We start from the raw sequence: 23421 nt of genomic DNA, 5'->3' as shown, positions 1-23421 counted from the left end.
GGAGTAAATCATCATGGCGGAACATGGCGCATTAGCCACGCTGAAAGAACTGGCCGAAAAAGACGTCGATAACGCCGCCCTGCAGCTGGGTGAAATGCGACGCGGCTGTCAGCAGGCGGAAGAGCAGCTGAAGATGCTGATGGATTACCAGCTTGAGTACCAGACTAACCTGAACGACAACATGTCTCAGGGCATGGCCAGCCTGCGCTGGCAGAACTATCAGCAGTTTATTCAGACTCTGGAAAAGGCTATCGATCAGCACCGCCAGCAGCTGTTGCAGTGGAACCGTAAAGTCGAGCAGGCGTTGACCGCCTGGCGTGAGAAAAAGCAGCGTTTGCAGGCATGGCAGACGCTACAGGACAGACAGGCCGCCGCGACGCTGTTGGCGGAAAACCGTCTGGACCAGAAAAAAATGGATGAGTTCGCCCAGCGTGCCACCTTAAGGAAACCCGAATGATTACTCTGCCGAAACTTCTCGTCAGTGAAACCGACATCACCTCTTCTGCACAAAGCGGCGTGGCCTCTGGAACCACTGACAGCGCCCAGGACTTTTTTGCCCTGCTCTCCGGCGCGATGTCCGGTAAGACGGGTAAAGACGGCAAGCTGACGCTGGCCGACCTCCAGGCAGCAAGCCAAAAACTGCCTCAAGGCGAGGCCAAAACCACGCTCAGCAAACTGCTGGCACAGCAGACTGACACCGACGCGAAAAAGGTCGACGTCACTACGCTTGCCGCCGCGCAGTCGGTGTTGAGCGCGCTGACGCCAGAAGCCAAAAACGATGTGGTAAAGCAGCTGACCAAAGATTTGCAAAAGAGCGATGACAAGCCGTCGTTGAGTGAAGAAGAGATGGCCGGCCTGAGCGCGCTGATGGCGATGCTGCCGCACACTGCGACCACCACCGCCGCACTGCCCGCAACCCAGACGGCTGGCGTGACCGCCACTTCCGCTTCTTCTGCGAAAGGCTTTGCAGAATTAGCCTCTGCGGCCACAAGCGTCGGCACCGGCAATACCGGGCATTCCACAGGTAAAGAATTTGCCCTGCCTCAGGCGGCGCATGGCCTGCAAACGGTTCAGGCTGATGATGCCGCCGCCAGCCAGATCACCCCGCTGGTTGCCGCAGCCGCAGCGAAAGCCGATACGGACAGTTCATTGTCTGCCGCCGCGCCGACGGTAAACATCGCCCCGGTAATCAGCAACGCTACCGCCACGGTGAATACGCACCCGGTGGTGACCGTCAACTCTCAACTCGGCACGCCGGAATGGCAGCAGAACGTTAGCCAGCAGATCACGCTGTTTACCCGTCAGGGCCAGCAAACCGCCGAGCTGAAGCTGCACCCGGAAAACTTAGGCCAGGTGAATATCACCCTGAAGATTGACGATAACCAGGCGCAAATCCAGATGATGTCGCCGCACAGTCACGTGCGCGCTGCGCTAGAAGCGGCGATCCCGACGCTGCGCACGCAGCTGGCGGATAACGGCATTCAGCTGTCGCAAAGCAACGTCAGCGGCGAGAGTTTTGCCGGACAACAACAGCAGCAATCCTCTTTCGGTCAGTCTTCTTCGCAACGTTCCGCTGAAGGTCGCGCATTTGCTGCCGATGAAGAAGAGACCCTGAGCGTTCCGGTGAGTCTGCAAGCGCAGGCCCGGGGTAACGGCAGCGTCGACACGTTCGCCTAACGCCAGAGGTAGCACGATTATTCCCGTCTTTTCCACCCTTTGAGCTGGACTTAAGTCGGGATAATCACCTGATAAGCAGTACCGAATACAGGAAAGACGTAACCGATGACAGACACCGCGGTAACAAAGAAAAGTAAGCGCTCAATCTGGATCCCGCTACTGGTGCTGGTGACGCTCGCCGCCTGCGCAACCGCAGGCTATAGCTACTGGCGCATGCAGCAGCACCCTTCCGCTGATGCGATGAAAGAGGTACCGCCACCACCGGCGCCGGTGTTCTGGGCGCTGGATACCTTTACGGTGAACCTGGGCGACGCCGACCGTGTGCTTTACGTTGGCATTACGCTGCGTCTGAAAGATGAAGCAACTCGTACGCGACTGAACGAATACCTGCCGGAAGTGCGCAGCCGTTTACTGCTGCTGTTCTCCCGTCAGGATGCAAACAAACTGGCGACAGATACCGGGAAACAAGACCTGGTGAACGCCATCAAACAGACACTTGCACCACCTTTGGTGGCGGGCCAACCGAAGCAGGAAGTGACTGACGTGCTGTATACAGCTTTCATACTGCGGTAATCCCATGGGCGACAGTATTCTTTCTCAGGCCGAAATTGACGCGCTGCTGAACGGCGACAGCGAGAAGAGCGATGAACCTCAGGCCGGTGCTCCCGGCGAGAGTGACATTCGTCCCTATGATCCTAATACCCAGCGTCGTGTGGTGCGCGAACGCCTGCAGGCGCTGGAAATCATTAACGAGCGTTTTGCCCGTCAGTTCCGAATGGGGCTGTTTAACCTGCTGCGTCGTAGCCCGGACATTACCGTCGGCGCGATCCGCATTCAGCCTTATCACGAGTTTGCCCGCAACCTGCCTGTGCCGACCAACCTGAACCTTATTCACCTGAAACCGCTGCGCGGTACCGGGTTGTTTGTGTTCTCGCCAAGTCTGGTGTTTATCGCCGTCGACAACCTGTTCGGCGGTGACGGGCGTTTCCCGACCAAAGTGGAAGGCCGCGAATTTACGCACACCGAACAGCGCGTAATTAACCGCATGCTGAAGCTGGCGCTGGAAGGGTATAGCGACGCGTGGAAAGCGATTAACCCGCTGGAAGTGGAGTACGTGCGTTCCGAGATGCAGGTGAAGTTCACCAACATCACCACCTCGCCGAACGACATCGTGGTCAATACCCCGTTCCATGTGGAAATCGGCAACCTGACCGGTGAATTTAACATTTGTCTGCCGTTCAGCATGATTGAGCCGCTGCGCGAACTGCTGGTCAACCCGCCGCTGGAGAACTCCCGCAGCGAAGATCAGAACTGGCGCGAAAACCTGGTTCGCCAGGTGCAGCATTCCGAACTTGAGCTGGTGGCGAACTTTGCCGACATCTCTCTGCGCCTGTCGCAGATCTTAAAACTCCAGCCAGGCGATGTGCTGCCGATAGACAAACCGGATCGCATTATCGCCAACGTGGACGGTGTGCCGGTATTGACCAGCCAGTATGGCACGGTGAACGGTCAATACGCGCTGCGCGTAGAGCATTTGATCAACCCGATTTTGAATTCGCTGAATGAGGAACAGCCCAAATGAGTGATATGAATAATCCGTCCGATGAAAACAGCGGTGCGATGGACGATCTGTGGGCTGAAGCGTTAAGCGAACAGAAAACAACTGGCAGCAAAAGTGCCGCCGATGCGGTGTTCCAGCAACTCGGTGGCGGCGACGTCAGCGGCACGCTGCAGGACATCGACCTGATCATGGATATTCCGGTCAAATTGACCGTGGAACTAGGCCGCACCCGGATGACCATCAAAGAGCTGCTGCGCCTGACGCAGGGTTCGGTGGTGTCGCTGGACGGTCTGGCCGGAGAGCCGCTGGATATTCTGATCAACGGCTATCTGATTGCCCAGGGTGAAGTGGTGGTGGTCGCCGATAAATACGGCGTACGCATTACCGACATCATCACACCGTCCGAACGTATGCGTCGTCTGAGCCGCTAAAATGAAACCCCAGCCTGGCATGATACATCCGGTCAATACTGCCCCGCCGACGTCTCCGCTGATCGAAGTCAGCGGCGCGCTGTTGGGCATTATTCTGCTGATCCTGATAGCCGCGTGGCTCGCAAAACGTTTTGGCATTAGCGGCGTGAAAAACACCGCCACTAAAGAGTTAAACGTCAGCGCCAGTGCGGCACTGGGCCAGCGCGAGCGGGTGGTGATTGTCGATGTGGAAGATGCCCGTCTGGTGCTCGGCGTAACCGCCACCCAGGTCACGCTGCTGCACAAACTGCCGCCGACGATTATCGACCCGGATGCGCCTAAACCTGAAACCCCCGATTTTGCATCACTGATGAAATCCGTTATCAAGCGTCCTGGGAGACTCTGATGCGCCGCCTGTTGTCCCTTTCGCTTGTCGCGCTGTGGCTGTTGTCTCCAGCGGCGTTCGCCCAGTTGCCGGGCCTGGTGAGCCAGCCGCTGCCGAACGGCGGTCAGAGCTGGTCGCTGCCGGTGCAGACGCTGGCGTTTATCACCTCGCTGACTTTCCTGCCGGCCATTCTGCTGATGATGACCAGCTTCACCCGTATCATCATCGTGTTTGGCCTGCTGCGCAGCGCCCTCGGCACCGCGTCTGCCCCGCCGAACCAGGTACTGCTCGGTCTGGCGCTGTTCCTGACTTTTTTCATCATGTCGCCGGTTATCGACAAGATTTATAGCGATGCCTATCAGCCGTTTAGCGAGGACAAAATTACCCTCGAGCAGGCGATTGATAAGGGCTCGCAGCCGCTGCGTGAATTTATGCTGCGTCAGACCCGTGAAGCGGATTTAGCGTTGTTTGCCCGTCTGGCCAATACGCCGCCGATCCAGGGCCCGGAAGCGGTGCCGATGCGTATTCTGCTGCCGTCGTATGTCACCAGCGAGCTGAAAACCGCATTCCAGATTGGCTTCACCATTTTTATTCCGTTCCTGATTATCGACCTGGTGGTCGCCAGCGTGTTGATGGCGCTGGGGATGATGATGGTGCCTCCGGCAACCATTGCCCTGCCGTTCAAACTGATGTTGTTCGTGCTGGTTGACGGCTGGCAGCTGCTGGTGGGTTCGCTGGCCCAAAGTTTCTACAGTTAAGGATTGCCGCCATGACTCCTGAATCGGTAATGATGCTTGGCACGGAAGCCATGAAAGTCGCGCTGGCGCTGGCCGCCCCGCTGCTGCTGGTGGCGCTGGTGACCGGTTTGCTGATCAGTATTTTGCAGGCGGCAACCCAGATTAACGAAATGACCCTGTCGTTCATTCCAAAAATCATCGCGGTATTCGTGGCGATTATCGTTGCTGGCCCGTGGATGCTGAACCTGCTGCTCGATTATGTGCGAACGCTGTTCACCAACCTGCCGTACATCATCGGATAAGACCAATGCTACACGTCACCAGCGACCAATGGCTGCACTGGCTTAGCCTTTATTTCTGGCCGCTGCTGCGCGTGCTGGCGCTGATTTCCACCGCGCCTATCCTGAGTGAAAAATCGGTGCCGAAGCGCGTAAAGCTTGGGCTTGGGATCATCATCACCTTTATTATCGCGCCTTCCCTGCCCGCCACCGACGTAACGCTGTTTTCCCCTAACGCGCTGTGGCTGGCGTTGCAGCAAATCCTGATTGGCATTGCGCTCGGTTTTACCATGCAGTTTGCGTTCGCCGCGGTGCGAACCGCCGGGGAAGTGATTGGCCTGCAGATGGGCCTGTCGTTTGCGACCTTCGTCGACCCCAGCAGCCATTTAAGCATGCCGGTATTGGCCCGCATTATGGATATGCTGGCGATGCTGTTGTTTCTGGTGTTTAACGGTCATTTGTGGCTGATTTCGATGCTGGTCGATACCTTTCACACCCTGCCGATTGGCGGCCATCCGCTCAACAGCAACGCCTTTATGGCCTTGACCCGCGCGGGTGGGCTTATCTTCCTCAATGGGCTGATGCTGGCGCTGCCGATCATTACGCTGCTGTTAACCATTAACCTAGCACTGGGGATGCTCAACCGCATGGCGCCACAGTTGTCGGTGTTTGTGATTGGCTTCCCGATTACCCTGACCGTCGGTATTATTTTGATGGCCGCGTTAATGCCCCTCATTGCGCCCTTCTGTGAACATCTATTCAGCGAATTGTTCGATCTATTAGCAGATATTATCAGCGAGATGCCAAAGATAAGTTCTCCCTGATAATAAAAGGGATATCCTAAGGATATTCTTAAAACCCGACTTCAAAAACATCTACCAGGATATATCTGGCGCGGGTTAATTGTTTTTATGCCCCTCACAGAACCTAACATTTACTTTACTTTAAGATGATTCCTGGCAAATTATACCTAACTTTACGGGATAGTTGAGGTCGCCCGATTTTCCTCCTTTGCTCTTTGTCAGTACAGGTTTAGCGCGTTGTGACAAATAAGAGATAATCGGGCTATAGGTTAATTATCGTTACGCATTGAGTGAGGGTATGCCATGTCAACGATTATTATGGATCTATGCAGTTACACCCGGCTTGGACTAACCGGGTACTTGACCAGCCGGGGGATAAGGAAGCGTGATATCGGCGACGTTGAGACCATCAGTGAGCTTGAAGAGGCCTGCGGGACGTTACGCCCGGCTGTCGTGTTCATTAATGAAGACTGCTTTATCCACGATACAGACAGCAGTCAGCAAATAAAGCAGATCATTAATCAACACCCCAGGACACTTTTTATCGTATTTATGGCGATTGCCAATATACATTTTGATGAGTATCTGTTGGTTCGGGATAATCTGCTTATTAGCTCTAAATCGATTACACCTGAATCCCTGGACGGTATTCTGGCGGACTATCTACAAAAAATAAGCGATAACGTTAGCCGGGTTAACATTCCCACTTTATCTTTAAGCAGGACTGAATCAAGTATGCTGAAGATGTGGATGTCGGGACAGGGAACGATTCAAATATCCGATCAGATGAATATTAAGGCCAAAACGGTATCATCACATAAAGGTAATATTAAAAAGAAAATAAAAACCCACAATAAGCAGGTTATTTATCATGTTGTCCGATTGACAGATAATGTGACGAGCGGGATCTACGTCAATATGCGCTGAAATAATGCGCTGCACTGGCGGAATTGCTCCGCCAGTGGGAAGACGTTTAGACGACTTTTTCGACAAAAATGCCGTCATTGTGGCCCGACTCATTAAAGAACCAGATCCCCATCGGATAGTCTTCCAGCGACACCAGGTACATCGTCCCTTCACTGAATTGCTCTACTGCCAGCACCACGCCTGGCCGACGCGGGCCACCGTCCGTTTTGACCGTTACTCGATCGTTAACCTGCATACCTTTTCTCCTGTCTTTTACTTCAGCCAGTGTAGAACAAAACGCCCGGGCTGACAGCGTCCGGCGCGCCAATGGGTGTTTTTTTCAACGGTCTATACTTTATGTTGGGTGAATGAATGAGGGCCCCACAATGAAAACTGCCAAAGAGTATAGCGATACCGCCAAGCGCGAAGTGAACGTTGATGTTGATGCCCTGCTCGACGCTATCAACGAAATCAGCGAGAGCGAAGTACACCGCGCCGGAGACTCCACCCATCATGTCAGTATTGATGGACGTGAGTACCACACCTGGCGCGAACTGGCCGAAGCCTTTGAGCTTGATATCCATGATTTCAGCATCACAGAAGTGAATCGCTGAACGCAGGCCAAAAAAAACCCGACCATGGAGTGATCGGGTTGAAACTTGCTTAAGCAAGAAGCACTTGAAAATTCGTTACACCAAGAAATCTGATGCGGATAAGACATTATCCTCAATTTTTTTGTAAGACAAGCATTATTCATAATTGCTATGAATGTTTTTAAGATTTTTCTTGTCTGAGTTTACGTTTAAGGAGAGGTAATGCCCGAACTGGATCAGCCCCTGATTGTGTTTACCGACGTCGAAGGCACCTTGCTGGATAGCCACACCCAGCTTTGGGAACCTGCCCGCGACTGGCTGTTACGCCTGAAGCAACACAATGTGCCGGTGGTACTGTGCAGCAGCAAAACGGCGGTAGAAATGATGCTGCTACAAAAAGAGCTGGAGCTTGGGCCGCAACCGCTGATCGCCGAGAACGGCGCGGTGATTCAGCTGGCCGAAGAGTGGCAGGACGAACAGGAATATCCCCGCCTGATCACCGGTTCTCCGCACCAAGAGATCCAGCGTATCCTGCAACAATTACGGGAAAATGACGGTTTTAAGTTCACCACGTTCTCGGACGTGAATGAGCAAACCATCAGCGAATGGACCGGCATGAATCTGCGCCATGCGGAACTCTCACGTCTGCATGAGGCGTCCGAAACCCTGATCTGGCGCGATAGCGATGAGAAGATGCTCGAATTTACCGCGACCTTAGCCTCCCTTGGCTTGCAGTTTGTGCAAGGCGCGCGGTTCTGGCACGTGCTGGATGACCGCGGCGGCAAAGCCCAGGCCGTGACCTGGTTGCAGAGCCGCTATCAGGCACGAGAGGGATTTCGTCGGGTGTCTATTGGCCTGGGCGATGGGCCGAACGATGCCCCGCTGCTCGACACCACCGACTATGCGGTGGTGGTCAAAGGCTTAAATCGTGAGGGCATCAGGTTGAAGGATGATTCCCCCGAGCGGGTGTATCACACTCGCGAAAGCGGCCCAGACGGCTGGCGTGAAGGCCTGGATTACTGGCTGTCATCGTCCTGACAGCACACCCGATTACGCCCTTTTTGCTTCGCCAGATACAAACGACCGTCGGCAATGGATTGCAGATATTCAATATCAAACATCCCTTTCTCATCGCTGCTGCTCACGCCAAACGAGGCGCTGATGCGCAGCGTCTCGCTTTTGCCAATCAGAATTTCACGACTGCTAATTCGCACGCGGATGCGTTCCGCCATCGCGCAGGCCTCTTCCCGCGAAGTGTCTGGCAGGACGATACAGAACTCTTCTCCGCCGACGCGCCCGGCCAGATCCGTTTTGCGGATTTTCGCGCCGATAGTGCCCGCCACGTGGGTCAGCACCCGGTCGCCGGCCTGATGACCGAAGCGGTCATTGATGCGTTTAAAGTAATCGAGATCGAGCTGTATCACCGACACTGGCTGGCCCTGAGCCTCGTTCTGCTTCGCCGCCTTCCCCGCCAGGTCGAACAGCGAACTGCGGTTATACAAACGGGTCAGGCCGTCATGCCACGCCTGCCATTGCAGCGATTCCTGCAAGGTGCTCATATTGCGCACCATCCGGCGAATCACTACCCACGCGAGAATCAGCATCGAGGTAAACAGCATCCACACCAGGCCCAGCGCAATTGAAATGGTGCCGAAATCGCCACGCACGCCCTCATCAAGATTGTGAATACGCAGCAGGATGCCATCAAAATTGCGTATTTTTTCCCAGTTCACATAACGGGTGGTAAAGCGCAGGCCGCCGCGGTCGTCATGTTCAAACGCCTGTGCCAGCTGGGCTTTGTCCGGCTCGCTTAACGGCGATGGCGTGACACCCGGCGACAGAGAACTGGCAAGCAAATTCATTTTCCGGTCGTACAGACGGTATTCGCCTTCCTCTTCGCCCTGCGTCGCAGTGATCAGCAGCTGCTTCATTTGCGCCAGGGAGAATTCAATCGCCAGTACGCCGTGCCAGTAATGTTCATAATCCAAGGGCAGCGAAACGGCCACGCGGCGTTCTTCGCCTTTTGGCATGTCAGCCATCCAGCTTAGCCAGCGGATACCCCTTTGCGGATTATTGTGCTCGGTCTGGTCGATAAACCACGGGCTGGTGACCAGACCGTAATATTGCTCGACCGTATCATCATTGCTGCCGAGCGAATTGCTGGCGATAAAAAAGCCGGCGCGCGAGACGTACAGCATTTGCTGCGTCGTGCGTTTGAGAGTGGTAGAAAGCCGCAACAGATAGCCCACTTCCAGCGCGGCGCTCAGTTCGTTGCCGAGCAACGCGTTGTCGCGGGAAAGGAGCGTCGTTTCCGTGACAAAGGTGTCAGAAACGCCGTGCACCGGCAACGTGCGGCGGTTGTCCAGAGAAATGGACCACTGATGCAGCGCGCGCTTGCGCTGAAACTCCGCGTCGGCACGGTTGATCCCTTCGAACGTCAGCGGCGTGCGAAGGGCTGCCTGCATACCGTTGCGGTAAAACGTTAGCCGGTCGATGTTGATTTGCAGCTGGTTATTAAATTCATGCGCCACGTTTTCCAGCGTGTTGCGCTGGCTGGAAATGTAGGCATCTTCAAGAACGCGCACTTCACGCCAGGTCAGTAGCGTCGAAAACAACAGCACGATAAAAAAACAAACATTCACCACCCGACCCGGGTTGCTATGACGGCTGAGTCTATTCAGCCAGCGCGGATTTTCCACTCGTGTTACGTGGTGCACTCAAACTCCCTGACATTCCCTGATACTGAGCCACGACCAACGAAAACGCCCGGCATGAGCCGGGCGGGGTCGTTATGCCTCGTCTTGAATCCGCCCATCGCCCGGCATGAGTTCGTCTTCGCGGAACGCTTCCCGCTTAACGCCAAACCCATCATACCAACGGCATTCAATCATTCCGCTGGCATAGCCGGTGACAACCATACGCGGCCCACCAATTTTCGGCTTAACTTCATCACTGACCAAAAAGACCATGACTGCCTCCGGTATCAGAGTGAAACTGTTTCACGATAGCTGAAAATGATGGCCTTTGCGTAGTCGCTTAACAATATTTACGCAGCCGAACGCAGCCGCGACACCAGGTTGACGCCAGTCAAAACAACCGCGCCAACCACAAAACCAAAGACTAAATTAAACAACGTCGGCGCGAGCAGCGCAACGATGCCACCCTGCCCTGCGGCAAAATCTTCAATAAGATGATGCAGGGGCGCAATACCGTGAACCACGATCCCGCCACCGACTAAAAACATCGCCAGCGTCCCGACCACCGTCAGTACCTTCATCAGCAACGGTGCGATAAACAGCAACGCGTTGCCTACCGCTTTGGCGATAGCGCTGGTTTTCTCCACCAGCCAATAGCCCATGTCGTCAAGTTTAACAATCACGCCCACCAGGCCATACACGCCAACGGTGACAAGGATTGCAATGCCGGAGAGGATAAGCACTTGGTTGAGCAGCGGCGCATCGGCCACGATGCCGAGTGTAATCGCCACGATTTCGGCGGACAGAATGAAATCGGTGCGCACCGCGCCTTTCACTTTATCGCGCTCAAACTCCATCGGATCCTGTTGAGCGATCGTCGCCAGGCGCTGTTTGCGCTCCTCTGGCCCTTCTTTGTGCTTGCGCGCGTGCAACGAGTGCAGCACTTTTTCTACGCCTTCAAAACACAGAAACGCCCCGCCAATCATCAGCAGCGGCGTGATGGCCCACGGTAAAAAGGCGCTAATTAATAACGCCAATGGTACGAGGATCACCTTATTCAGGAACGATCCTTTCGCCACGCTCCACACCACCGGCAGCTCGCGATTGGCGCGCACGCCCGACACCTGCTGCGCGTTGAGCGACAAATCATCCCCTAAAACCCCGGCGGTTTTCTTCGCCGCCAGTTTGCCCATCAACGAAATATCGTCCAGCAGCGTGGCAATATCATCGAGTAAAGTTAAAAGACTGCTTCCGGCCACAAGTTGCTCCTTCCGTTCTTCATTTTCTATTTGCCCTACAGTATGAAGCAAAAGGCGCAGCGCGCCCATGCATACAAAGTGTCAACAAAAATACAACATAGCTTGCTAATTAAAGCGCTCGCCAGACGACGGGTTTTCCCGTTAACTGTATGCGCATAATTCATTGTTTGAGAAACGTCATGCACAGCCGACAACTATTACCGCTCATTGGAGCGCTTTTTGCACTTTATATCATCTGGGGATCCACCTATTTTGCTATCAGCATTGGGGTGGAAAGCTGGCCGCCGATGATGATGGCCGGGGTGCGTTTTCTGTCTGCCGGTGTCCTGCTGATGGCCTATTTGCTGCTGACCGGGCATAAACTGCCCGCCCGTCGTCCCCTGCTCAACGCTGCCCTGATTGGCGTGCTGCTGCTGGCTATTGGCAACGGCTTTGTCACCATCGCCGAGCATCAGCGCGTGGCTTCCGGCATTGCGGCGGTGATGGTCGCCACAGTGCCCCTTTTTGCGCTGTGCTTCAGCTATCTGTTCGGGATTAAAACCCGCAAACTGGAATGGCTCGGCATCGCCATTGGCCTGGCGGGCATCGTGCTGCTGAACAGCGGCGGCAACCTGAGCGGCAATCCATGGGGCGCTATCCTTATCCTGATTGGCTCGCTGAGCTGGGCGTTCGGTTCGGTATATGGCTCACGCATTGAGCTGCCGAGCGGCATGATGGCCGGAGCGGTTGAAATGCTGGCGGCGGGATTGGTGCTGATGTGCGGGTCGGTTGTCACCGGCGAACGCTTGACGCAGATGCCGACGCTGTCAGGCTTCCTGGCGGTGGCTTATCTGGCCGTTTTCGGCTCGCTGATTGCCATAAACGCCTATATGTATCTGATTCGCAACGTCTCCCCGGCGGTCGCCACCAGCTACGCCTACGTCAATCCGGTGGTGGCGGTGCTGCTTGGCACCAGCTTTGGCGGCGAATCGTTGTCATCGATTGAATGGCTGGCGTTGGGCGTGATTATCTTCGCTGTGGTGCTGGTGACGCTCGGCAAAACCCTGTTCCCAGTGCGTGAACCCGCTACGCCTTGCGAGCTGGAGAAGTAACCGCCAACGGCGCAATGCCCTGAGTGTCGATCTGCGCGCTGCCTTCGCCGCCGCAGATCCACTCCTCCAGCCTCTCCGTTAACGCCGCATCACTGAGTTTCAGTTTTCCTCGCAGCGCACATTCCCAGACCACCAGCACTCGCCAACCTAGATCCTGGAGCAGCGCAATATCTCGTGCATCCCGCGCCACATTTTTGCCTATTTTTTGCAGCCAGAATTCGGTCCGCGTTTCGGGAACTTTAAACAGGTAGCAGTCGTGATGATGCCAGAAACAGCCGTGGGTGAAGAGAATGCAGCGATACCCAGAGAGGACAAAGTCGGGGCGACCGGGCAAGGTTGCATCCTGAACGGTGTAGTCGAAACCGGCATCGTTCAGTAATGCGGCCAGGCGTTTTTCAATGGCGGTATTCTGCGTGCCGATGGCACGCATATTTTTGCTTCGGGTGGCGGGGTTATGAACGTCCGCCATCGGCTTTTTCTACCTGGCGCAGTTCCACTGCCTGCAAAATGCGGGACTTGAGCAACTTCGCCACCGCCGCAAAGGCGGGAACCACCACCGAATTACCAAACTGGCGATAGGCCTGGGTATCGGACACCGGTATGCGGAACTGATAACCCTGCGGCGATTCAAAGCCCATCAGTCGCGCACACTCGCGCGGCGTCAGACGACGTGGACGTCGCTGCTGGTTTTGCGGATCGTCAAAATTTTGCTCGCCGAGCGCCTTGTCCCAGCCTCTGTCGATCAGGATCTCCGCGCCGTCTTTGTAATAACGTGCGGAAAGCGTGCGCGCCACGCTGCCCGGTCGGGTCGGATCAACCAGCCCGTAGCCAAACCCGTTGCCGCGCGCCTGATGCTTTTTGGCATAGCGATACAGGTATTTCCACAGCACCGGGGTGAGGATAAATTTGGCGTCCACCGTGGGCTCGAGCAATTCGCCGAACGTCGGGCGACGTTCTGGATACAGCGCGGGTAAATCCCGCAGCGTGAAGCCCTGATGCAGCTTCTGGTCCCGACGAAAACCCACTAGCACGATGCGTTCGCGGTGCTGCGGCAGGAAGTGCTGCCCGTCGATAATTTTCGGATCGTCCGCGCCCATTTCCGCGGAATCAGACACGTCGTAGCCCAGCGCATCCAGCGTTTGCATGATGATGCGGAAGGTTTTACCGCCATCGTGGCTTTTCAGGTTCTTAACGTTTTCCAGCACAAAGATGGCCGGACGACAGGCATCAATGATCCGCGCCACGTCAAAAAACAGCGTGCCTTGCGTATCGCAGGCAAAACCGTGCGCCCGTCCCATGGCATTTTTCTTCGATACGCCCGCCAGCGAAAACGGCTGACACGGAAAGCCCGCCAGCAACACGTCGTGCTGCGGGATAATGCGGCGAATATGCGCCGCGGCTTCGCTGTCGCTGACGTCCGCTTTGTGGCTAAGCGTCACATCGCGGATGTCTTCATTGAACTGATGTTCAGCCGGGTCGCAGTACCAGTTCGCTTTATAGGTGCGCACGGCGTGCTTATTCCATTCGCTGGTAAACACGCACTGGCCGCCGATGGCTTCAAAGCCGTTGCGGATCCCGCCGATACCGGCGAATAAATCAATAAAGCGAAATGACGTAGGTTGCGAGGAAGGCTGCGGCAGCAGCGCCGCCAGACGGGAAAACTCATTTTCACCCAGGCGGCGATTGATTTTTCCGTTGTCCGTGGCGCGCTTGAGGATTGCCGGGCTCCAGTGCTGTTCACCCACCGCGTTCAGTGTGGCTACGAGCGTTTTTAAATCGTATATCGTCAGCAGCTGAGTCAGCAGCGCCTGTGCGTCTGGCCCGGAAAATTCCGCGTCTTGAGTGGGGAGAGTGCGAGTAAGTGTGTGCTGCATTTCAGTAACCGGGACAGACCATTTTCGCTGAGAGTAACACAATTTCCCTGGCTGAACTCAGGCGTGCGGCGCAAAACGCGTCAGAATATCCTCATCATATTCCAGATAGTCGCCCTGCAACTCGGCGCTGATTTTAGCCATAAACTGTACCAGATAGCGGGCATTGTGCACGGCCAGGGCTTTACCCTGCTCGGTTTGCATCGTCGCCGGGAGTCCAAGGAGTTTGTTCTGAAAATGATCGAGGGCGTAACGCTGGTCATTAAGTGGCCGGGCATCAGCAAACGGATCGTCGGCGTTGAACAGGGAAACGTTTAAGCGACCCGCCACGGTAAACACGCGCGCCAGACCGATAGCCCCCAGCGATTCCAGCCTGTCGGCATCCTGCACAATTTTGGCTTCCCGGCTGGTGGGCGTGATATTGGCGCTGTGGCTGTGCGCTTCAATCGCGTGCGCGACGGCAGGATAGAGCGATTCAGGGAAATCGGGGAAGTCGTCCCGCAGGATGTTTAACGTTTTTTGCGCCGCCATCACCGACGAACGGCTGCGCTCAGGGTGATTTTTCGGCAGGCTGACAATGTCATGAAAATAACAGGCCGTGAGGATGACGCGCGCATCGACCCTTTCACCTTCCGATAAGCGTTGCGCGGTCGCCCAAACGCGACGGAAATGGGATATGTCATGGGCCGCGTCGTCATCGTCGTGATGCTGGATCAGCCAGTTTTCAAAGCATTGTTGCCAGGCTTGCACGGTCATTCTTCCCTCGGCGCTACGTTATCAGAGAGACGAGAATAGCAGTTTTTTATGTCAGCTTCCTGAGCGTTCTCTGGTCTTCGGCAATGTTCAGGCAGATGGCGACCCTGGTTATTTAATGACCACCCCGTCATGACTGACTTTAGTGATTTGCTTATTTTTCTTCATATAAGGGCAAACTGTCAGATTCCATACTTTCTTTTATTTTCACATCATGTAAATATCCGCCTGCCTTTTGTTGTTTTTACACTGCACTCACTTTTATTACTGTTAATAACGACCTGACAAAATATTTTGGCAGGTTTTTTTTTGCCTTTATCATAATCATGATGATTAATTAACACACCTTTATTTATTTCATGAATAACATTTCAAAAATACTTTCCGCCAAGATGAAAGCCCCACCATGCCCATGAATCAGCCACATGAATACCACCAACCCTTTCATTTCAATAAAATATGAATAACCCAACAGAAACTCATGGAATTGATTTAAACAATTTACTTACCCGATTTATTTAAATTAAACTGACTCCGTCGCGACTATCATTTGGAAGTCCGGATAGAGCCTCTTTATATTCATAAAATAAACTATTCAAAGGAATGTATAATGAAAAGAAATGTATTGGCAATTCTCGTGCCGGCTTTATTGCTGGCTGGCGCAGCAAATGCGGCTGAGATTTATAATAAAGACAGCAATAAGCTCGACCTGTATGGCAAAGTCGATGCCCGTCATCAGTTCTCCGAAGATGGTGGCAACGACGGCGACGCTACCTATGTGCGTATCGGCTTCAAGGGCGAAACTCAAATCAACAACGATCTGACCGGCTACGGCCAGTGGGAATACAACATCCAGGCCAACGACACTGAGAGCAGTAGCAACCAGTCTGCAACCCGTCTGGGCTTTGCTGGCCTGAAATTCGGTGAGTACGGTTCATTCGATTACGGCCGTAACTATGGCGTGGTGTATGACGTAGAAGCCTGGACCGATATGCTGCCGGTATTTGGTGGCGATTCCTACACCTACACCGACAACTTCATGGTTGGCCGCGGCAATGGCATGGCAACCTACCGTAACTCCGACTTCTTCGGCCTGGTTGAGGGTCTAAACTTCGCTATCCAGTATCAGGGCGCGAACGAAGGAGAAAATGGCGTATTCGACCAAGAAGGCACCGTTAACCGCAGCGCTGACGGCACTTCCATGCGTAGCGATAACGGCGACGGCTTCGGTCTGTCTACCACTTACGATTTCGGTATGGGCTTCAGCGCGGGAGCCGCTTATGCCTCCTCTGACCGAACTAATGAACAGCAAAGCGGCAGCACAGCCGGTGGTGAGAAAGCCGATGTCTGGACCGTTGGACTGAAATACGATGCGAATAACCTCTATCTGGCCGCGATGTATGCAGAAACCCGCAATATGACACCGTTTGGTGACATTGATGAACTCATCGCCAACAAAACCCAGAACTTTGAAGTCACTGCACAATACCAGTTCGAATTTGGTCTGCGTCCGGAGATCTCTTACCTGCAATCTAAAGGCAAAGACCTGACAGAAGATTTCGTTCAAGGCAGCAACTGGAACGATAAAGACCTGCTTAAATATGTCTCTATTGGTGCGAACTACTACTTCAATAAGAACTTTTCCACCTATGTTGATTACAAAATCAACCTGCTGGATGGCGATGATGACTTCTATAGCACATCGGGCATCAGTACTGATGACATCGTTGCCATGGGCATGATTTATCAGTTCTAAATCTCGCCCACTTGTTAAAGCCCGCCGTGTGCGGGCTTTTTTGTGCCTGCCTTTCAGTAATCTAATTTCTTTTACGATGACGGGTAATCAATTAGCGATGCAGGGCGCGCCTACATTCAATCGCTTTAACCAACCGCAGTCCTTCGACGTGTTACTGCATGCCGGAACAACGCCGTTTTCAGGCGCCTGTCGCTTCAGCCAGACAAGACAGAGGCGTCATCAGACATTTCTGTCTTTTTGCTTTAGGTCACGGGTGTAGCGTGGGGATGAGTCCATGGGGACTATACTGGATCAGGAAACAGGTCGAGGAGGTAAGGATTATCTCAACAAAAATGCATAGATTGCATCAATGGGATTTTGGTCACTGAAACGAAACGGTGTAAGTGATTGAATAGTGGCGGAGAGAGGGGGATTTGAACCCCCGGTAGAGTTGCCCCTACTCTAGTTTTCGAGACTAGTCCGTTCAGCCGCTCCGGCATCTCTCCGCTGAGTGGTTGCCATGATGCCAGGAACTTTGGCATTTTAACAGACCCTGTCCCTTCAATTGATATCAAGTGACGAGTTTGCGAGCAAAGCGATGATTAAATGGCCCTGGAAAGCACATGACGCTCCCCTTAGCGAAGATATTCCTTGGGAGCAGGCACTTGCCATTCCTGTCCTGGCGAGTCTTTCACCGGAAGAACAGCTCAGACTAACGCAGCTGGCAGACCGTTTCCTGCAGCAAAAACGCCTCGTCCCTCTGCAGGGTCTTGAACTGGAACCGTTGCATACGGCACGCATCGCGATGCTGTTTTGCCTGCCCGTGCTTTCTCTCGGGATTGAATGGCTCGACGGCTTCCACGAAGTGCTGATCTACCCTGCCCCGTTTGTGGTCGACGACGAGTGGGAAGATGATATTGGCCTGATCCACAGCCAACGTATGGTGCAGTCCGGGCAAAGCTGGCAACAGGGTCCGATTGTGCTGAACTGGCTCGATATTCAAGATTCCTTCGACGCTTCCGGTTTCAACCTTATCGTCCATGAAGTGGCACACAAGCTGGATGTGCGGAACGGCGATCGTGCCAGCGGCGTACCGCCGATCCCCCTTCGTGAGGTCGCAGGCTGGGAACATGACCTCCATGCGGCGATGAACAATATTCAGGATGAAATTGATTTAGTGGGAGAAAGCGCCGCCAGCATCGATGCGTATGCCGCGACGGACCCTGCTGAATGTTTCGCCGTGCTCTCAGAATACTTCTTCAGCGCCCCGGAACTGTTTGCCCCACGCTTCCCCGCGCTGTGGCAGCGTTTCTGTCATTTTTATCATCAGGATCCTCTCAAGCGAATTCGTGAAAATGGCAGCGATGAAAGCAGTAACCTGCGCGTAGTACACTAAAACGACACATTGCCTTTATTTCATGCAATTGAATCAGTCAGTTAAATTTAGTGTTGACACAAAAATGGGGTGCCTTTAATATTCGCCTCGTTCAAACGATTCCTCTGTAGTTCAGTCGGTAGAACGGCGGACTGTTAATCCGTATGTCACTGGTTCGAGTCCAGTCAGAGGAGCCATATTTAAGAAGCCTGTTCAGGAAACTGAACGGGCTTTTTGCTTTTTTAGATTTGATAATCAATCGCCACTTCTTCCGGCTCCATCACCTGGCGTTTGATCTCCTCGACCGACAAGCCCGCATTGCACAACTCCAGGAAACGCCAGACATAGTTGCGCTGCAGCTGACCGCGTTTCAGGCCCAGCCATACGGTGTTGGCATCAAACAGGTGGTGGGTATCCAGCCGGGTCAAGCGACCGGTTTCCTGACTATCGCCAGACTGTTCAGCCACCAGCCCAATCCCCAGCCCGAGTTCGACGTAGGTTTTGATCACGTCGGAATCCTGCGCGCTCAGCACGATATCCGGCACCAAACCTTTGCGATTAAACGCTTCGTCGATGCGTGACCGCCCGGTTATCCCCTGGCGATAAGTGATCAGCGGCCAGCGGGCGATGGCTTCCAGCGTCAGCGGCACGGTTTGGGTCAAAGGATGCCCTTCCGGCACCAGCAGGTTGTGATGCCAGCGGAACCACGGGAACGCCGCCAAGGTTGAATCATTGCTCAGCCGCTCACTGGCGATGCCGATATCCGCCCCGCCGTTATGCAGCAGCGCGTCGATTTCCTGCGGTGTGCCCTGAATCAGTTCCAGCCTGACTTCTTTGAATAACTCACGGAAGGCCTTGATAACCGGCGGCAAACTGTAGCGCGCCTGGGTATGCGTGGTGGCGATGGTCAATACGCCGGAAGCGTCGTTGGTAAACAGGTCGGCGAGACGGCGCACGTTGCTCGCCTCGTTGAGGATACGCTCGGCAATTACCAGCAGCGCTTTGCCGGGCTCGGTCATCCCGAGCAGGCGCTTGCCGCGACGGATGAAAATCTCGATGCCGAGTTCTTCTTCCAGCTCGCGAATGTGCCGGCTAACGCCGGATTGCGAAGTGTAAAGCATGTTGGCGACTTCGGTCAGGTTGTAATCCTGCCGCGCCGCTTCGCGAATAATTTTGAGTTGCTGGAAATTCACCTTTTCCTCCAGAGGCCTGCAGATATAACGCTATTGTTAGAGTCTGCGCCTCTGGGGAACAAATAATAAAAACCCGCAACTTATGCTTTTAAAGCATAACGCTTAGCTGACCATCAGCAGTTCGCGATTCTCAAGCGAAGGACGGCTGACCAGCGACATCAAAATCTCTTTCACCGCGTGAGCCTGCGGAGACAGTGACCCGCGAGCCGACATGTTTAGCGACAGTGGTAAGCTCATCGACGGCGTGGTGATGCGCGCCATCCAGCCGTTAGCCGCCCCGCACAGCGAACGCGCGGCAGATTCCGGCAACACCGTCACGCCCATTCCGCTGGCAATTGCCGCGGTCAGGGTAGAGAGCGATTCAATTTCACCGATAATTTTCGCCGTCAGACGACGCAGCGAAAAGGCTTCATCGACCCGCGCCCGCACCGCGCTGTAATCGCGCGGCAGGAAAAGATTCATTTCAGCAATCGCCGTCAGGTCCACGCTCTGCCCAGGACAATCACGGGTGCCGACCAGCCACAAATCTTCTTTCAGCAATTGCTGGCTGGTGATCCCCGCCACCGGGGAACGCTCATACAGCACCGCCATGTCGAGCTGACCGCCGAGCAGTTTATCGTTCAGCACGGTGCCGCTGTTTTCATGCAGATAGACCGTGACTTCCGGCAATTCGTTACGTACCGCCTGAAGCAGCGGCATAGTGATCGACGACGCGGCGGTGCCCGGGGCCAGCCCAATCGACACCTGGCCGCTCAGCGTCTGGCCGATATTACACACCGCCATCTGCGCCTGTTCGCACTGACGCAAAATAGTCCGCGCATGGGTGTAGAGAATTTTACCGGCCTCCGTCGGCGTAACTCCCCGTTTGGTACGGATAAGGAGCTGCTGATCCATCTCACCTTCCAGCGTAGCCACCTGCTGGCTTAATGCGGGCTGAGCGATGTGCAACACCTCAGCAGCCTGAGTCAGGCTACCGATATCGACGATTTTTACGAAGTATTTCAGTCGTCTTAAGTTCATTTTGCCTCCAGTTCGGGATGCCAGTGCCAACGCCGGCGATTCAGTTGTCGGAGGAGTTGCAATATGCTTGCCAGTTTTTGACCAACTGGACAAGAAGGCCCGCACAGGCCGCGGAATAAGAGATTCTAATAATTTCGTCGCTTTTAGTAACCCGTCAACGGATTGCGCTATGCCCCATCAGGGGACGAGTTGCACCAGTTCAGTGCGCATTGTGCTAATTTTCGACAATTACCTGCGTTTTGCTGAAATTGTCAGCAATCAAACACCAGGAGTGCAGACAGGCTTTGACATGCTGCTCAGGCATCGCTACTATTCGCCTCGTTCAAACGATTCCTCTGTAGTTCAGTCGGTAGAACGGCGGACTGTTAATCCGTATGTCACTGGTTCGAGTCCAGTCAGAGGAGCCATATTTAAGAAGCCTGTTCAGGAAACTGGACGGGCTTTTTGCTATTTGGCGATCGGTCAGTGGCAGTCTATGTTCTTCAAAAGCAAAAGACGCCCGAAAGCGCCTTTAATGGTGTAGAAGACGCTTAACTCAGCGTGTCTTCGCTTTTGCAATATACGCCTTGACCACCTGATAAACGTAATCCTGACAGGCCAGGCCAGTCTGCGGGTCGTAGGCCCCCTGATTAGTGATATTGTTCGACAGCACGCGAATACCGATAAAGGGAATATCAAATGCTGCGGCTATCTGTGAAGCGGAGGCCGTTTCCATCTCTTCGACGGAGGTCTGATATTGACGATGGAAAGACTGGATCCGGTCCAGTTCACTGTTCCACATATCGGCTGAGCCGATAACCCCCTCCACGACGTTGCCCTTGCTGTAGGACGCTTTCACGCTCTCAGCCACTGACAGAAGCTGTGCATCTGCCGGGAATTTGCGGATGGTGTGCGGTTTTTTATCTTCGCCTGCACTCCCCTTCGAGGCCAGCAAATCCATAGGTTTCCATTGGAGTGAATCGCTTCCCTCGCCCGGCTGCTTATGCGGTGATTTAAACGCGCCGAGATTGACGGAATATTTTCCTAATACAATGTCATAGACCTTCAGAGCCGGATCGTGCCCGCCTGCGGTTCCCTGATTAATGATCGCGACAGGATGAAACTGGGTCGCGGCAATCGCCGTGGCAGCAGACGCATTCGACATCCCTTTTAACGTTTCGGACACCACCACCGGATACCCTTCAACCGTGCCACGCCAGAAGCGCCAGCCACCAATCTCTATTTCCTGTGGGTTGTCGAGCCGCTGGGCAAATCGCTCCGCTTCGACCGGCATTGCCCCCTGTACCACAATAGGGCCGGAGACCTGCTGGGCAAAGCTCATCGATGAGACGGCCATGCAGCCAACAGCCAGGGACATTAAGATTGTCTTGTTATTCATAACCACCACTTCTCTATAGTACGCAAACGATTACTTTACCGAGTAATCGGCCATTAGCATAGCGTTTATCCGGTATTTACAACGCGTTACCGCCTGATGGTTGATCCCCGGATGAATATGTCGTTTTTCTACACAGTCTTGTTTCTTCGGTTAATTCCGCTGGCTTTTGTTTCACATTCCTGTGACATACTATCGGGTAACACCGCAGAGCTGAATGAAGGAGCGAATGATGAATAATAAGGGTGCCGGTCTGACCCCGGAACAAGCGCTGAAACAACTCGATGCGCTCTACAACCAATCGGTGACTGCGCTGCGTGAAGCGATTGGCCGTTACATCAACGACAACGTTTTGCCCGATGCCGAACAGCGCGCCAAAGGCTTGTTTGTCTATCCATCGCTGTCCGTATCCTGGGATGGTGAAGCGCATAATGCGCTTAAAACCCGCGCCTGGGGCCGCTTTACCCACGCCGGTTGCTACACCACCACCATCACCCAGCCGACATTATTCAGCCCGTATCTGCTGGAACAGCTGACCTCGCTGTATCAGGATTACGGCGCGCACATCACCGTCGAGCGCTCACAGCATGAAATTCCGTATCCTTATGTGATTGATGGCTCCACGCTGACACTCGATCGCTCGATGAGCGCGGGCCTGACGCGCCATTTTCCGACGACCGATCTGGCGCAAATTGGCGATGAAACCGCAGACGGCCTGTTCCACCCGACCGAACTTTACCCGCTGTCGCATTTTGACGCCCGCCGCGTGGACTTCTCCCTCGCCCGCCTGCGCCACTACACCGGCACGCCGGTCGAACACTTCCAGCCGTTCGTGCTGTTTACCAACTACACCCGCTATGTGGACGAATTCGTTCGCTGGGGATGCAGCCAGATTCTCGACCCGGACAGCCCGTATGTCGCCCTTTCCTGTGCAGGCGGGGTGTGGATCACTGCCGATACTGAAGCGCCGGAAACCGCCGTCTCTGATCTGGCGTGGAAAAAGCACCAAATGCCCGCCTGGCATTTAATTACTCAAGACGGCCAGGGCATTACGCTGATCAATATCGGCGTCGGCCCGGCGAACGCCAAAAATATCTGTGATCATCTGGCGGTCCTGCGCCCGGATGTGTGGTTGATGATTGGTCACTGCGGCGGCCTGCGTGAGAGTCAGACCATCGGCGATTACGTGCTGGCGCACGCCTATCTGCGTGACGATCACGTCCTGGATGCGGTGCTGCCGCCGGACATTCCGATCCCAAGCATCGCCGAAGTGCAGCGCGCGCTGTATGACGCCACCAAGCAGGTCAGCGGCATGCCGGGCGAAGAAGTTAAACACCGGTTGCGTACCGGCACCGTGGTGACCACCGATGACCGTAACTGGGAGCTGCGCTACTCGGCGTCCGCGCTGCGCTTTAACCTGAGCCGCGCGGTAGCCATCGATATGGAAAGCGCCACCATTGCCGCGCAGGGCTATCGTTTCCGGGTGCCGTACGGCACGCTGCTGTGTGTGTCGGATAAACCGCTGCACGGCGAAATCAAGCTGCCGGGCCAGGCGAACCGTTTCTACGAAGGCGCGATTTCGGAGCACCTGCAGATAGGCATTCGCGCCATCGATCTGCTGCGTGCGGAAGGCGACAAGCTGCATTCACGTAAGCTGCGCACCTTCAACGAACCGCCGTTCCGTTAAAAATCAGGATAATGAC

General features: G+C 54.5%; 26 protein-coding genes and 3 tRNA genes. 18 read left to right on the top strand and 11 right to left on the bottom strand.

Annotated features, from left to right (window positions below):
• Nucleotides 1-13: 13 nt before the first annotated feature.
• The 10 genes from fliJ (at nucleotide 14) to rcsA (ending at nucleotide 6778) form a co-directional block, all read left to right on the top strand.
• Nucleotides 14-457, top strand: a complete 444-nt coding sequence (gene fliJ / locus A8O29_RS08475) for a flagellar export protein FliJ (protein ID WP_110509618.1) — start codon at nucleotides 14-16, stop codon at nucleotides 455-457.
• Complete coding sequence (gene fliK / locus A8O29_RS08470) at nucleotides 454-1677, top strand: flagellar hook length control protein FliK (protein ID WP_125351962.1); 1224 nt, start codon at nucleotides 454-456, stop codon at nucleotides 1675-1677. Before fliJ ends, fliK begins: the two co-directional genes overlap by 4 nt.
• A 105-nt stretch (nucleotides 1678-1782) precedes the next feature.
• Nucleotides 1783-2250: a flagellar basal body-associated protein FliL gene (gene fliL, locus A8O29_RS08465; protein ID WP_159466243.1), complete on the top strand. Its 468-nt coding sequence runs from the start codon at nucleotides 1783-1785 to the stop codon at nucleotides 2248-2250.
• 4 nt (nucleotides 2251-2254) lie between these two features.
• On the top strand, nucleotides 2255-3259 hold the full coding sequence (fliM, locus tag A8O29_RS08460) for a flagellar motor switch protein FliM (RefSeq protein ID WP_110509615.1): 1005 nt from the start codon (nucleotides 2255-2257) through the stop codon (nucleotides 3257-3259).
• On the top strand, nucleotides 3256-3669 hold the full coding sequence (fliN, locus tag A8O29_RS08455; protein ID WP_110509614.1) for a flagellar motor switch protein FliN: 414 nt from the start codon (nucleotides 3256-3258) through the stop codon (nucleotides 3667-3669). Before fliM ends, fliN begins: the two co-directional genes overlap by 4 nt.
• Before the next feature lies 1 nt (nucleotide 3670).
• Complete coding sequence (gene fliO / locus A8O29_RS08450; protein ID WP_125351963.1) at nucleotides 3671-4054, top strand: flagellar biosynthetic protein FliO; 384 nt, start codon at nucleotides 3671-3673, stop codon at nucleotides 4052-4054.
• The gene (gene fliP / locus A8O29_RS08445) at nucleotides 4054-4791 is read left to right on the top strand and encodes a flagellar type III secretion system pore protein FliP (RefSeq protein WP_125351964.1); all 738 of its coding nucleotides are present in this window, start codon (nucleotides 4054-4056) and stop codon (nucleotides 4789-4791) included. The genes fliO and fliP overlap by 1 nt, the downstream gene beginning before the upstream one ends.
• 11 nt (nucleotides 4792-4802) lie before the next feature.
• Entirely contained in the window at nucleotides 4803-5072 is a 270-nt protein-coding gene (gene fliQ / locus A8O29_RS08440; protein ID WP_110509611.1) for a flagellar biosynthesis protein FliQ, read from the top strand.
• A 5-nt stretch (nucleotides 5073-5077) separates the two neighbouring features.
• A complete protein-coding gene (fliR, locus tag A8O29_RS08435) occupies nucleotides 5078-5872 on the top strand; it encodes a flagellar biosynthetic protein FliR (protein ID WP_110509610.1) in 795 nt (264 codons plus the stop codon).
• Between the two features lie 282 nt (nucleotides 5873-6154).
• Nucleotides 6155-6778, top strand: a complete 624-nt coding sequence (gene rcsA / locus A8O29_RS08430) for a transcriptional regulator RcsA (RefSeq protein WP_110509609.1) — start codon at nucleotides 6155-6157, stop codon at nucleotides 6776-6778.
• Nucleotides 6779-6824: 46 nt separating this feature from the next.
• Here rcsA and dsrB read toward each other — a convergent pair whose 3' ends face one another.
• Entirely contained in the window at nucleotides 6825-7013 is a 189-nt protein-coding gene (dsrB, locus tag A8O29_RS08425) for a protein DsrB (protein ID WP_110509608.1), read from the bottom strand.
• A 130-nt stretch (nucleotides 7014-7143) separates the two neighbouring features.
• Here dsrB and yodD point away from each other — a divergent pair, with 130 nt between their 5' ends.
• Both yodD and A8O29_RS08415 read left to right on the top strand, forming a co-directional pair.
• Nucleotides 7144-7371 carry a YodD family peroxide/acid resistance protein gene (yodD, locus tag A8O29_RS08420; protein ID WP_110509607.1) on the top strand — a complete coding sequence of 76 codons (228 nt, stop codon included), beginning with the start codon at nucleotides 7144-7146 and terminating at the stop codon, nucleotides 7369-7371.
• Nucleotides 7372-7572: 201 nt separating this feature from the next.
• Complete coding sequence (locus tag A8O29_RS08415) at nucleotides 7573-8388, top strand: mannosyl-3-phosphoglycerate phosphatase-related protein (RefSeq protein WP_125351965.1); 816 nt, start codon at nucleotides 7573-7575, stop codon at nucleotides 8386-8388.
• On the opposite strand, the gene dgcQ is transcribed toward A8O29_RS08415, so the two are convergent.
• The 3 genes from dgcQ to A8O29_RS08400 all read right to left on the bottom strand — a co-directional run bounded on the left by dgcQ (nucleotide 8367) and on the right by A8O29_RS08400 (nucleotide 11305).
• A complete protein-coding gene (gene dgcQ, locus A8O29_RS08410) occupies nucleotides 8367-10067 on the bottom strand; it encodes a cellulose biosynthesis regulator diguanylate cyclase DgcQ (RefSeq protein ID WP_125351966.1) in 1701 nt (566 codons plus the stop codon). The two genes, A8O29_RS08415 and dgcQ, sit on opposite strands and share 22 nt — an antisense overlap.
• 72 nt (nucleotides 10068-10139) lie before the next feature.
• Complete coding sequence (locus A8O29_RS08405; RefSeq protein WP_125351967.1) at nucleotides 10140-10319, bottom strand: YodC family protein; 180 nt, start codon at nucleotides 10317-10319, stop codon at nucleotides 10140-10142.
• A gap of 77 nt (nucleotides 10320-10396) precedes the next feature.
• Nucleotides 10397-11305, bottom strand: a complete 909-nt coding sequence (locus A8O29_RS08400) for a DUF808 family protein (protein ID WP_125351968.1) — start codon at nucleotides 11303-11305, stop codon at nucleotides 10397-10399.
• Between the two features lie 179 nt (nucleotides 11306-11484).
• Between A8O29_RS08400 and yedA the strand changes: the two genes are divergently transcribed.
• Nucleotides 11485-12396 carry a drug/metabolite exporter YedA gene (gene yedA, locus A8O29_RS08395; RefSeq protein ID WP_125351969.1) on the top strand — a complete coding sequence of 304 codons (912 nt, stop codon included), beginning with the start codon at nucleotides 11485-11487 and terminating at the stop codon, nucleotides 12394-12396.
• On the opposite strand, the gene A8O29_RS08390 is transcribed toward yedA, so the two are convergent.
• Genes A8O29_RS08390 through A8O29_RS08380 form a run of 3 tightly spaced genes read right to left on the bottom strand, consistent with a single transcriptional unit; the run spans nucleotide 12371 to nucleotide 15023 of the window.
• On the bottom strand, nucleotides 12371-12865 hold the full coding sequence (locus A8O29_RS08390; protein ID WP_125351970.1) for a very short patch repair endonuclease: 495 nt from the start codon (nucleotides 12863-12865) through the stop codon (nucleotides 12371-12373). The genes yedA and A8O29_RS08390 overlap by 26 nt on opposite strands.
• The gene (locus A8O29_RS08385) at nucleotides 12849-14270 is read right to left on the bottom strand and encodes a DNA cytosine methyltransferase (protein WP_125351971.1); all 1422 of its coding nucleotides are present in this window, start codon (nucleotides 14268-14270) and stop codon (nucleotides 12849-12851) included. Before A8O29_RS08385 ends, A8O29_RS08390 begins: the two co-directional genes overlap by 17 nt.
• A gap of 57 nt (nucleotides 14271-14327) precedes the next feature.
• Nucleotides 14328-15023, bottom strand: a complete 696-nt coding sequence (locus tag A8O29_RS08380; protein WP_125351972.1) for a phosphohydrolase — start codon at nucleotides 15021-15023, stop codon at nucleotides 14328-14330.
• A gap of 607 nt (nucleotides 15024-15630) precedes the next feature.
• Here A8O29_RS08380 and ompC point away from each other — a divergent pair.
• A complete protein-coding gene (gene ompC, locus A8O29_RS08375; protein ID WP_125351973.1) occupies nucleotides 15631-16776 on the top strand; it encodes a porin OmpC in 1146 nt (381 codons plus the stop codon).
• 395 nt (nucleotides 16777-17171) lie between these two features.
• On the opposite strand, the gene A8O29_RS08370 is transcribed toward ompC, so the two are convergent.
• A tRNA-Ser gene (locus A8O29_RS08370) sits at nucleotides 17172-17261 on the bottom strand.
• 92 nt (nucleotides 17262-17353) lie between these two features.
• Between A8O29_RS08370 and mtfA the strand changes: the two genes are divergently transcribed.
• Nucleotides 17354-18151 carry a DgsA anti-repressor MtfA gene (mtfA, locus tag A8O29_RS08365; RefSeq protein ID WP_125351974.1) on the top strand — a complete coding sequence of 266 codons (798 nt, stop codon included), beginning with the start codon at nucleotides 17354-17356 and terminating at the stop codon, nucleotides 18149-18151.
• Nucleotides 18152-18251: 100 nt separating this feature from the next.
• Nucleotides 18252-18327, top strand: a tRNA-Asn gene (locus A8O29_RS08360).
• A gap of 45 nt (nucleotides 18328-18372) precedes the next feature.
• On the opposite strand, the gene cbl is transcribed toward A8O29_RS08360, so the two are convergent.
• Nucleotides 18373-19323 carry an HTH-type transcriptional regulator Cbl gene (gene cbl, locus A8O29_RS08355; RefSeq protein WP_110509596.1) on the bottom strand — a complete coding sequence of 317 codons (951 nt, stop codon included), beginning with the start codon at nucleotides 19321-19323 and terminating at the stop codon, nucleotides 18373-18375.
• Nucleotides 19324-19425: 102 nt separating this feature from the next.
• The gene (gene nac / locus A8O29_RS08350) at nucleotides 19426-20343 is read right to left on the bottom strand and encodes a nitrogen assimilation transcriptional regulator NAC (RefSeq protein WP_125351975.1); all 918 of its coding nucleotides are present in this window, start codon (nucleotides 20341-20343) and stop codon (nucleotides 19426-19428) included.
• A gap of 331 nt (nucleotides 20344-20674) precedes the next feature.
• Between nac and A8O29_RS08345 the strand changes: the two genes are divergently transcribed.
• Nucleotides 20675-20750, top strand: a tRNA-Asn gene (locus A8O29_RS08345).
• A gap of 128 nt (nucleotides 20751-20878) precedes the next feature.
• Here the strand turns inward: A8O29_RS08345 and A8O29_RS08340 are convergent.
• Entirely contained in the window at nucleotides 20879-21721 is an 843-nt protein-coding gene (locus A8O29_RS08340) for a 5'-methylthioadenosine/S-adenosylhomocysteine nucleosidase (protein ID WP_125351976.1), read from the bottom strand.
• 229 nt (nucleotides 21722-21950) lie between these two features.
• Between A8O29_RS08340 and A8O29_RS08335 the strand changes: the two genes are divergently transcribed.
• Nucleotides 21951-23405: an AMP nucleosidase gene (locus tag A8O29_RS08335; RefSeq protein ID WP_125352010.1), complete on the top strand. Its 1455-nt coding sequence runs from the start codon at nucleotides 21951-21953 to the stop codon at nucleotides 23403-23405.
• Nucleotides 23406-23421: the final 16 nt, after the last annotated feature.

The organism is Scandinavium goeteborgense (assembly GCF_003935895.2).
GTDB lineage: Bacteria > Pseudomonadota > Gammaproteobacteria > Enterobacterales > Enterobacteriaceae > Scandinavium > Scandinavium goeteborgense.
Note: the sequence above shows the minus strand (reverse complement) of the source record. Positions and strands in the feature narration are given on the sequence as shown.

Excerpts from the sequence above, each read along its gene's own strand:
- nac (WP_125351975.1), bottom strand. The coding sequence starts at position 20,343 with ATGAACTTAAGACGACTGAAATACTTCGTAAAAATCGTCGATATCGGT.
- fliO (WP_125351963.1), top strand. The coding sequence starts at position 3,671 with ATGAAACCCCAGCCTGGCATGATACATCCGGTCAATACTGCCCCGCCG.
- fliM (WP_110509615.1), top strand. The coding sequence starts at position 2,255 with ATGGGCGACAGTATTCTTTCTCAGGCCGAAATTGACGCGCTGCTGAAC.
- A8O29_RS08340 (WP_125351976.1), bottom strand. The coding sequence starts at position 21,721 with ATGAATAACAAGACAATCTTAATGTCCCTGGCTGTTGGCTGCATGGCC.
- A8O29_RS08390 (WP_125351970.1), bottom strand. The coding sequence starts at position 12,865 with ATGGCGGACGTTCATAACCCCGCCACCCGAAGCAAAAATATGCGTGCC.
- yedA (WP_125351969.1), top strand. The coding sequence starts at position 11,485 with ATGCACAGCCGACAACTATTACCGCTCATTGGAGCGCTTTTTGCACTT.
- A8O29_RS08380 (WP_125351972.1), bottom strand. The coding sequence starts at position 15,023 with ATGACCGTGCAAGCCTGGCAACAATGCTTTGAAAACTGGCTGATCCAG.
- fliQ (WP_110509611.1), top strand. The coding sequence starts at position 4,803 with ATGACTCCTGAATCGGTAATGATGCTTGGCACGGAAGCCATGAAAGTC.
- yodD (WP_110509607.1), top strand. The coding sequence starts at position 7,144 with ATGAAAACTGCCAAAGAGTATAGCGATACCGCCAAGCGCGAAGTGAAC.
- fliP (WP_125351964.1), top strand. The coding sequence starts at position 4,054 with ATGCGCCGCCTGTTGTCCCTTTCGCTTGTCGCGCTGTGGCTGTTGTCT.
- ompC (WP_125351973.1), top strand. The coding sequence starts at position 15,631 with ATGAAAAGAAATGTATTGGCAATTCTCGTGCCGGCTTTATTGCTGGCT.
- A8O29_RS08415 (WP_125351965.1), top strand. The coding sequence starts at position 7,573 with ATGCCCGAACTGGATCAGCCCCTGATTGTGTTTACCGACGTCGAAGGC.
- mtfA (WP_125351974.1), top strand. The coding sequence starts at position 17,354 with ATGATTAAATGGCCCTGGAAAGCACATGACGCTCCCCTTAGCGAAGAT.
- dsrB (WP_110509608.1), bottom strand. The coding sequence starts at position 7,013 with ATGCAGGTTAACGATCGAGTAACGGTCAAAACGGACGGTGGCCCGCGT.
- rcsA (WP_110509609.1), top strand. The coding sequence starts at position 6,155 with ATGTCAACGATTATTATGGATCTATGCAGTTACACCCGGCTTGGACTA.
- A8O29_RS08405 (WP_125351967.1), bottom strand. The coding sequence starts at position 10,319 with ATGGTCTTTTTGGTCAGTGATGAAGTTAAGCCGAAAATTGGTGGGCCG.
- fliJ (WP_110509618.1), top strand. The coding sequence starts at position 14 with ATGGCGGAACATGGCGCATTAGCCACGCTGAAAGAACTGGCCGAAAAA.
- fliR (WP_110509610.1), top strand. The coding sequence starts at position 5,078 with ATGCTACACGTCACCAGCGACCAATGGCTGCACTGGCTTAGCCTTTAT.
- fliK (WP_125351962.1), top strand. The coding sequence starts at position 454 with ATGATTACTCTGCCGAAACTTCTCGTCAGTGAAACCGACATCACCTCT.
- fliN (WP_110509614.1), top strand. The coding sequence starts at position 3,256 with ATGAGTGATATGAATAATCCGTCCGATGAAAACAGCGGTGCGATGGAC.
- A8O29_RS08335 (WP_125352010.1), top strand. The coding sequence starts at position 21,951 with ATGAATAATAAGGGTGCCGGTCTGACCCCGGAACAAGCGCTGAAACAA.
- fliL (WP_159466243.1), top strand. The coding sequence starts at position 1,783 with ATGACAGACACCGCGGTAACAAAGAAAAGTAAGCGCTCAATCTGGATC.
- A8O29_RS08385 (WP_125351971.1), bottom strand. The coding sequence starts at position 14,270 with ATGCAGCACACACTTACTCGCACTCTCCCCACTCAAGACGCGGAATTT.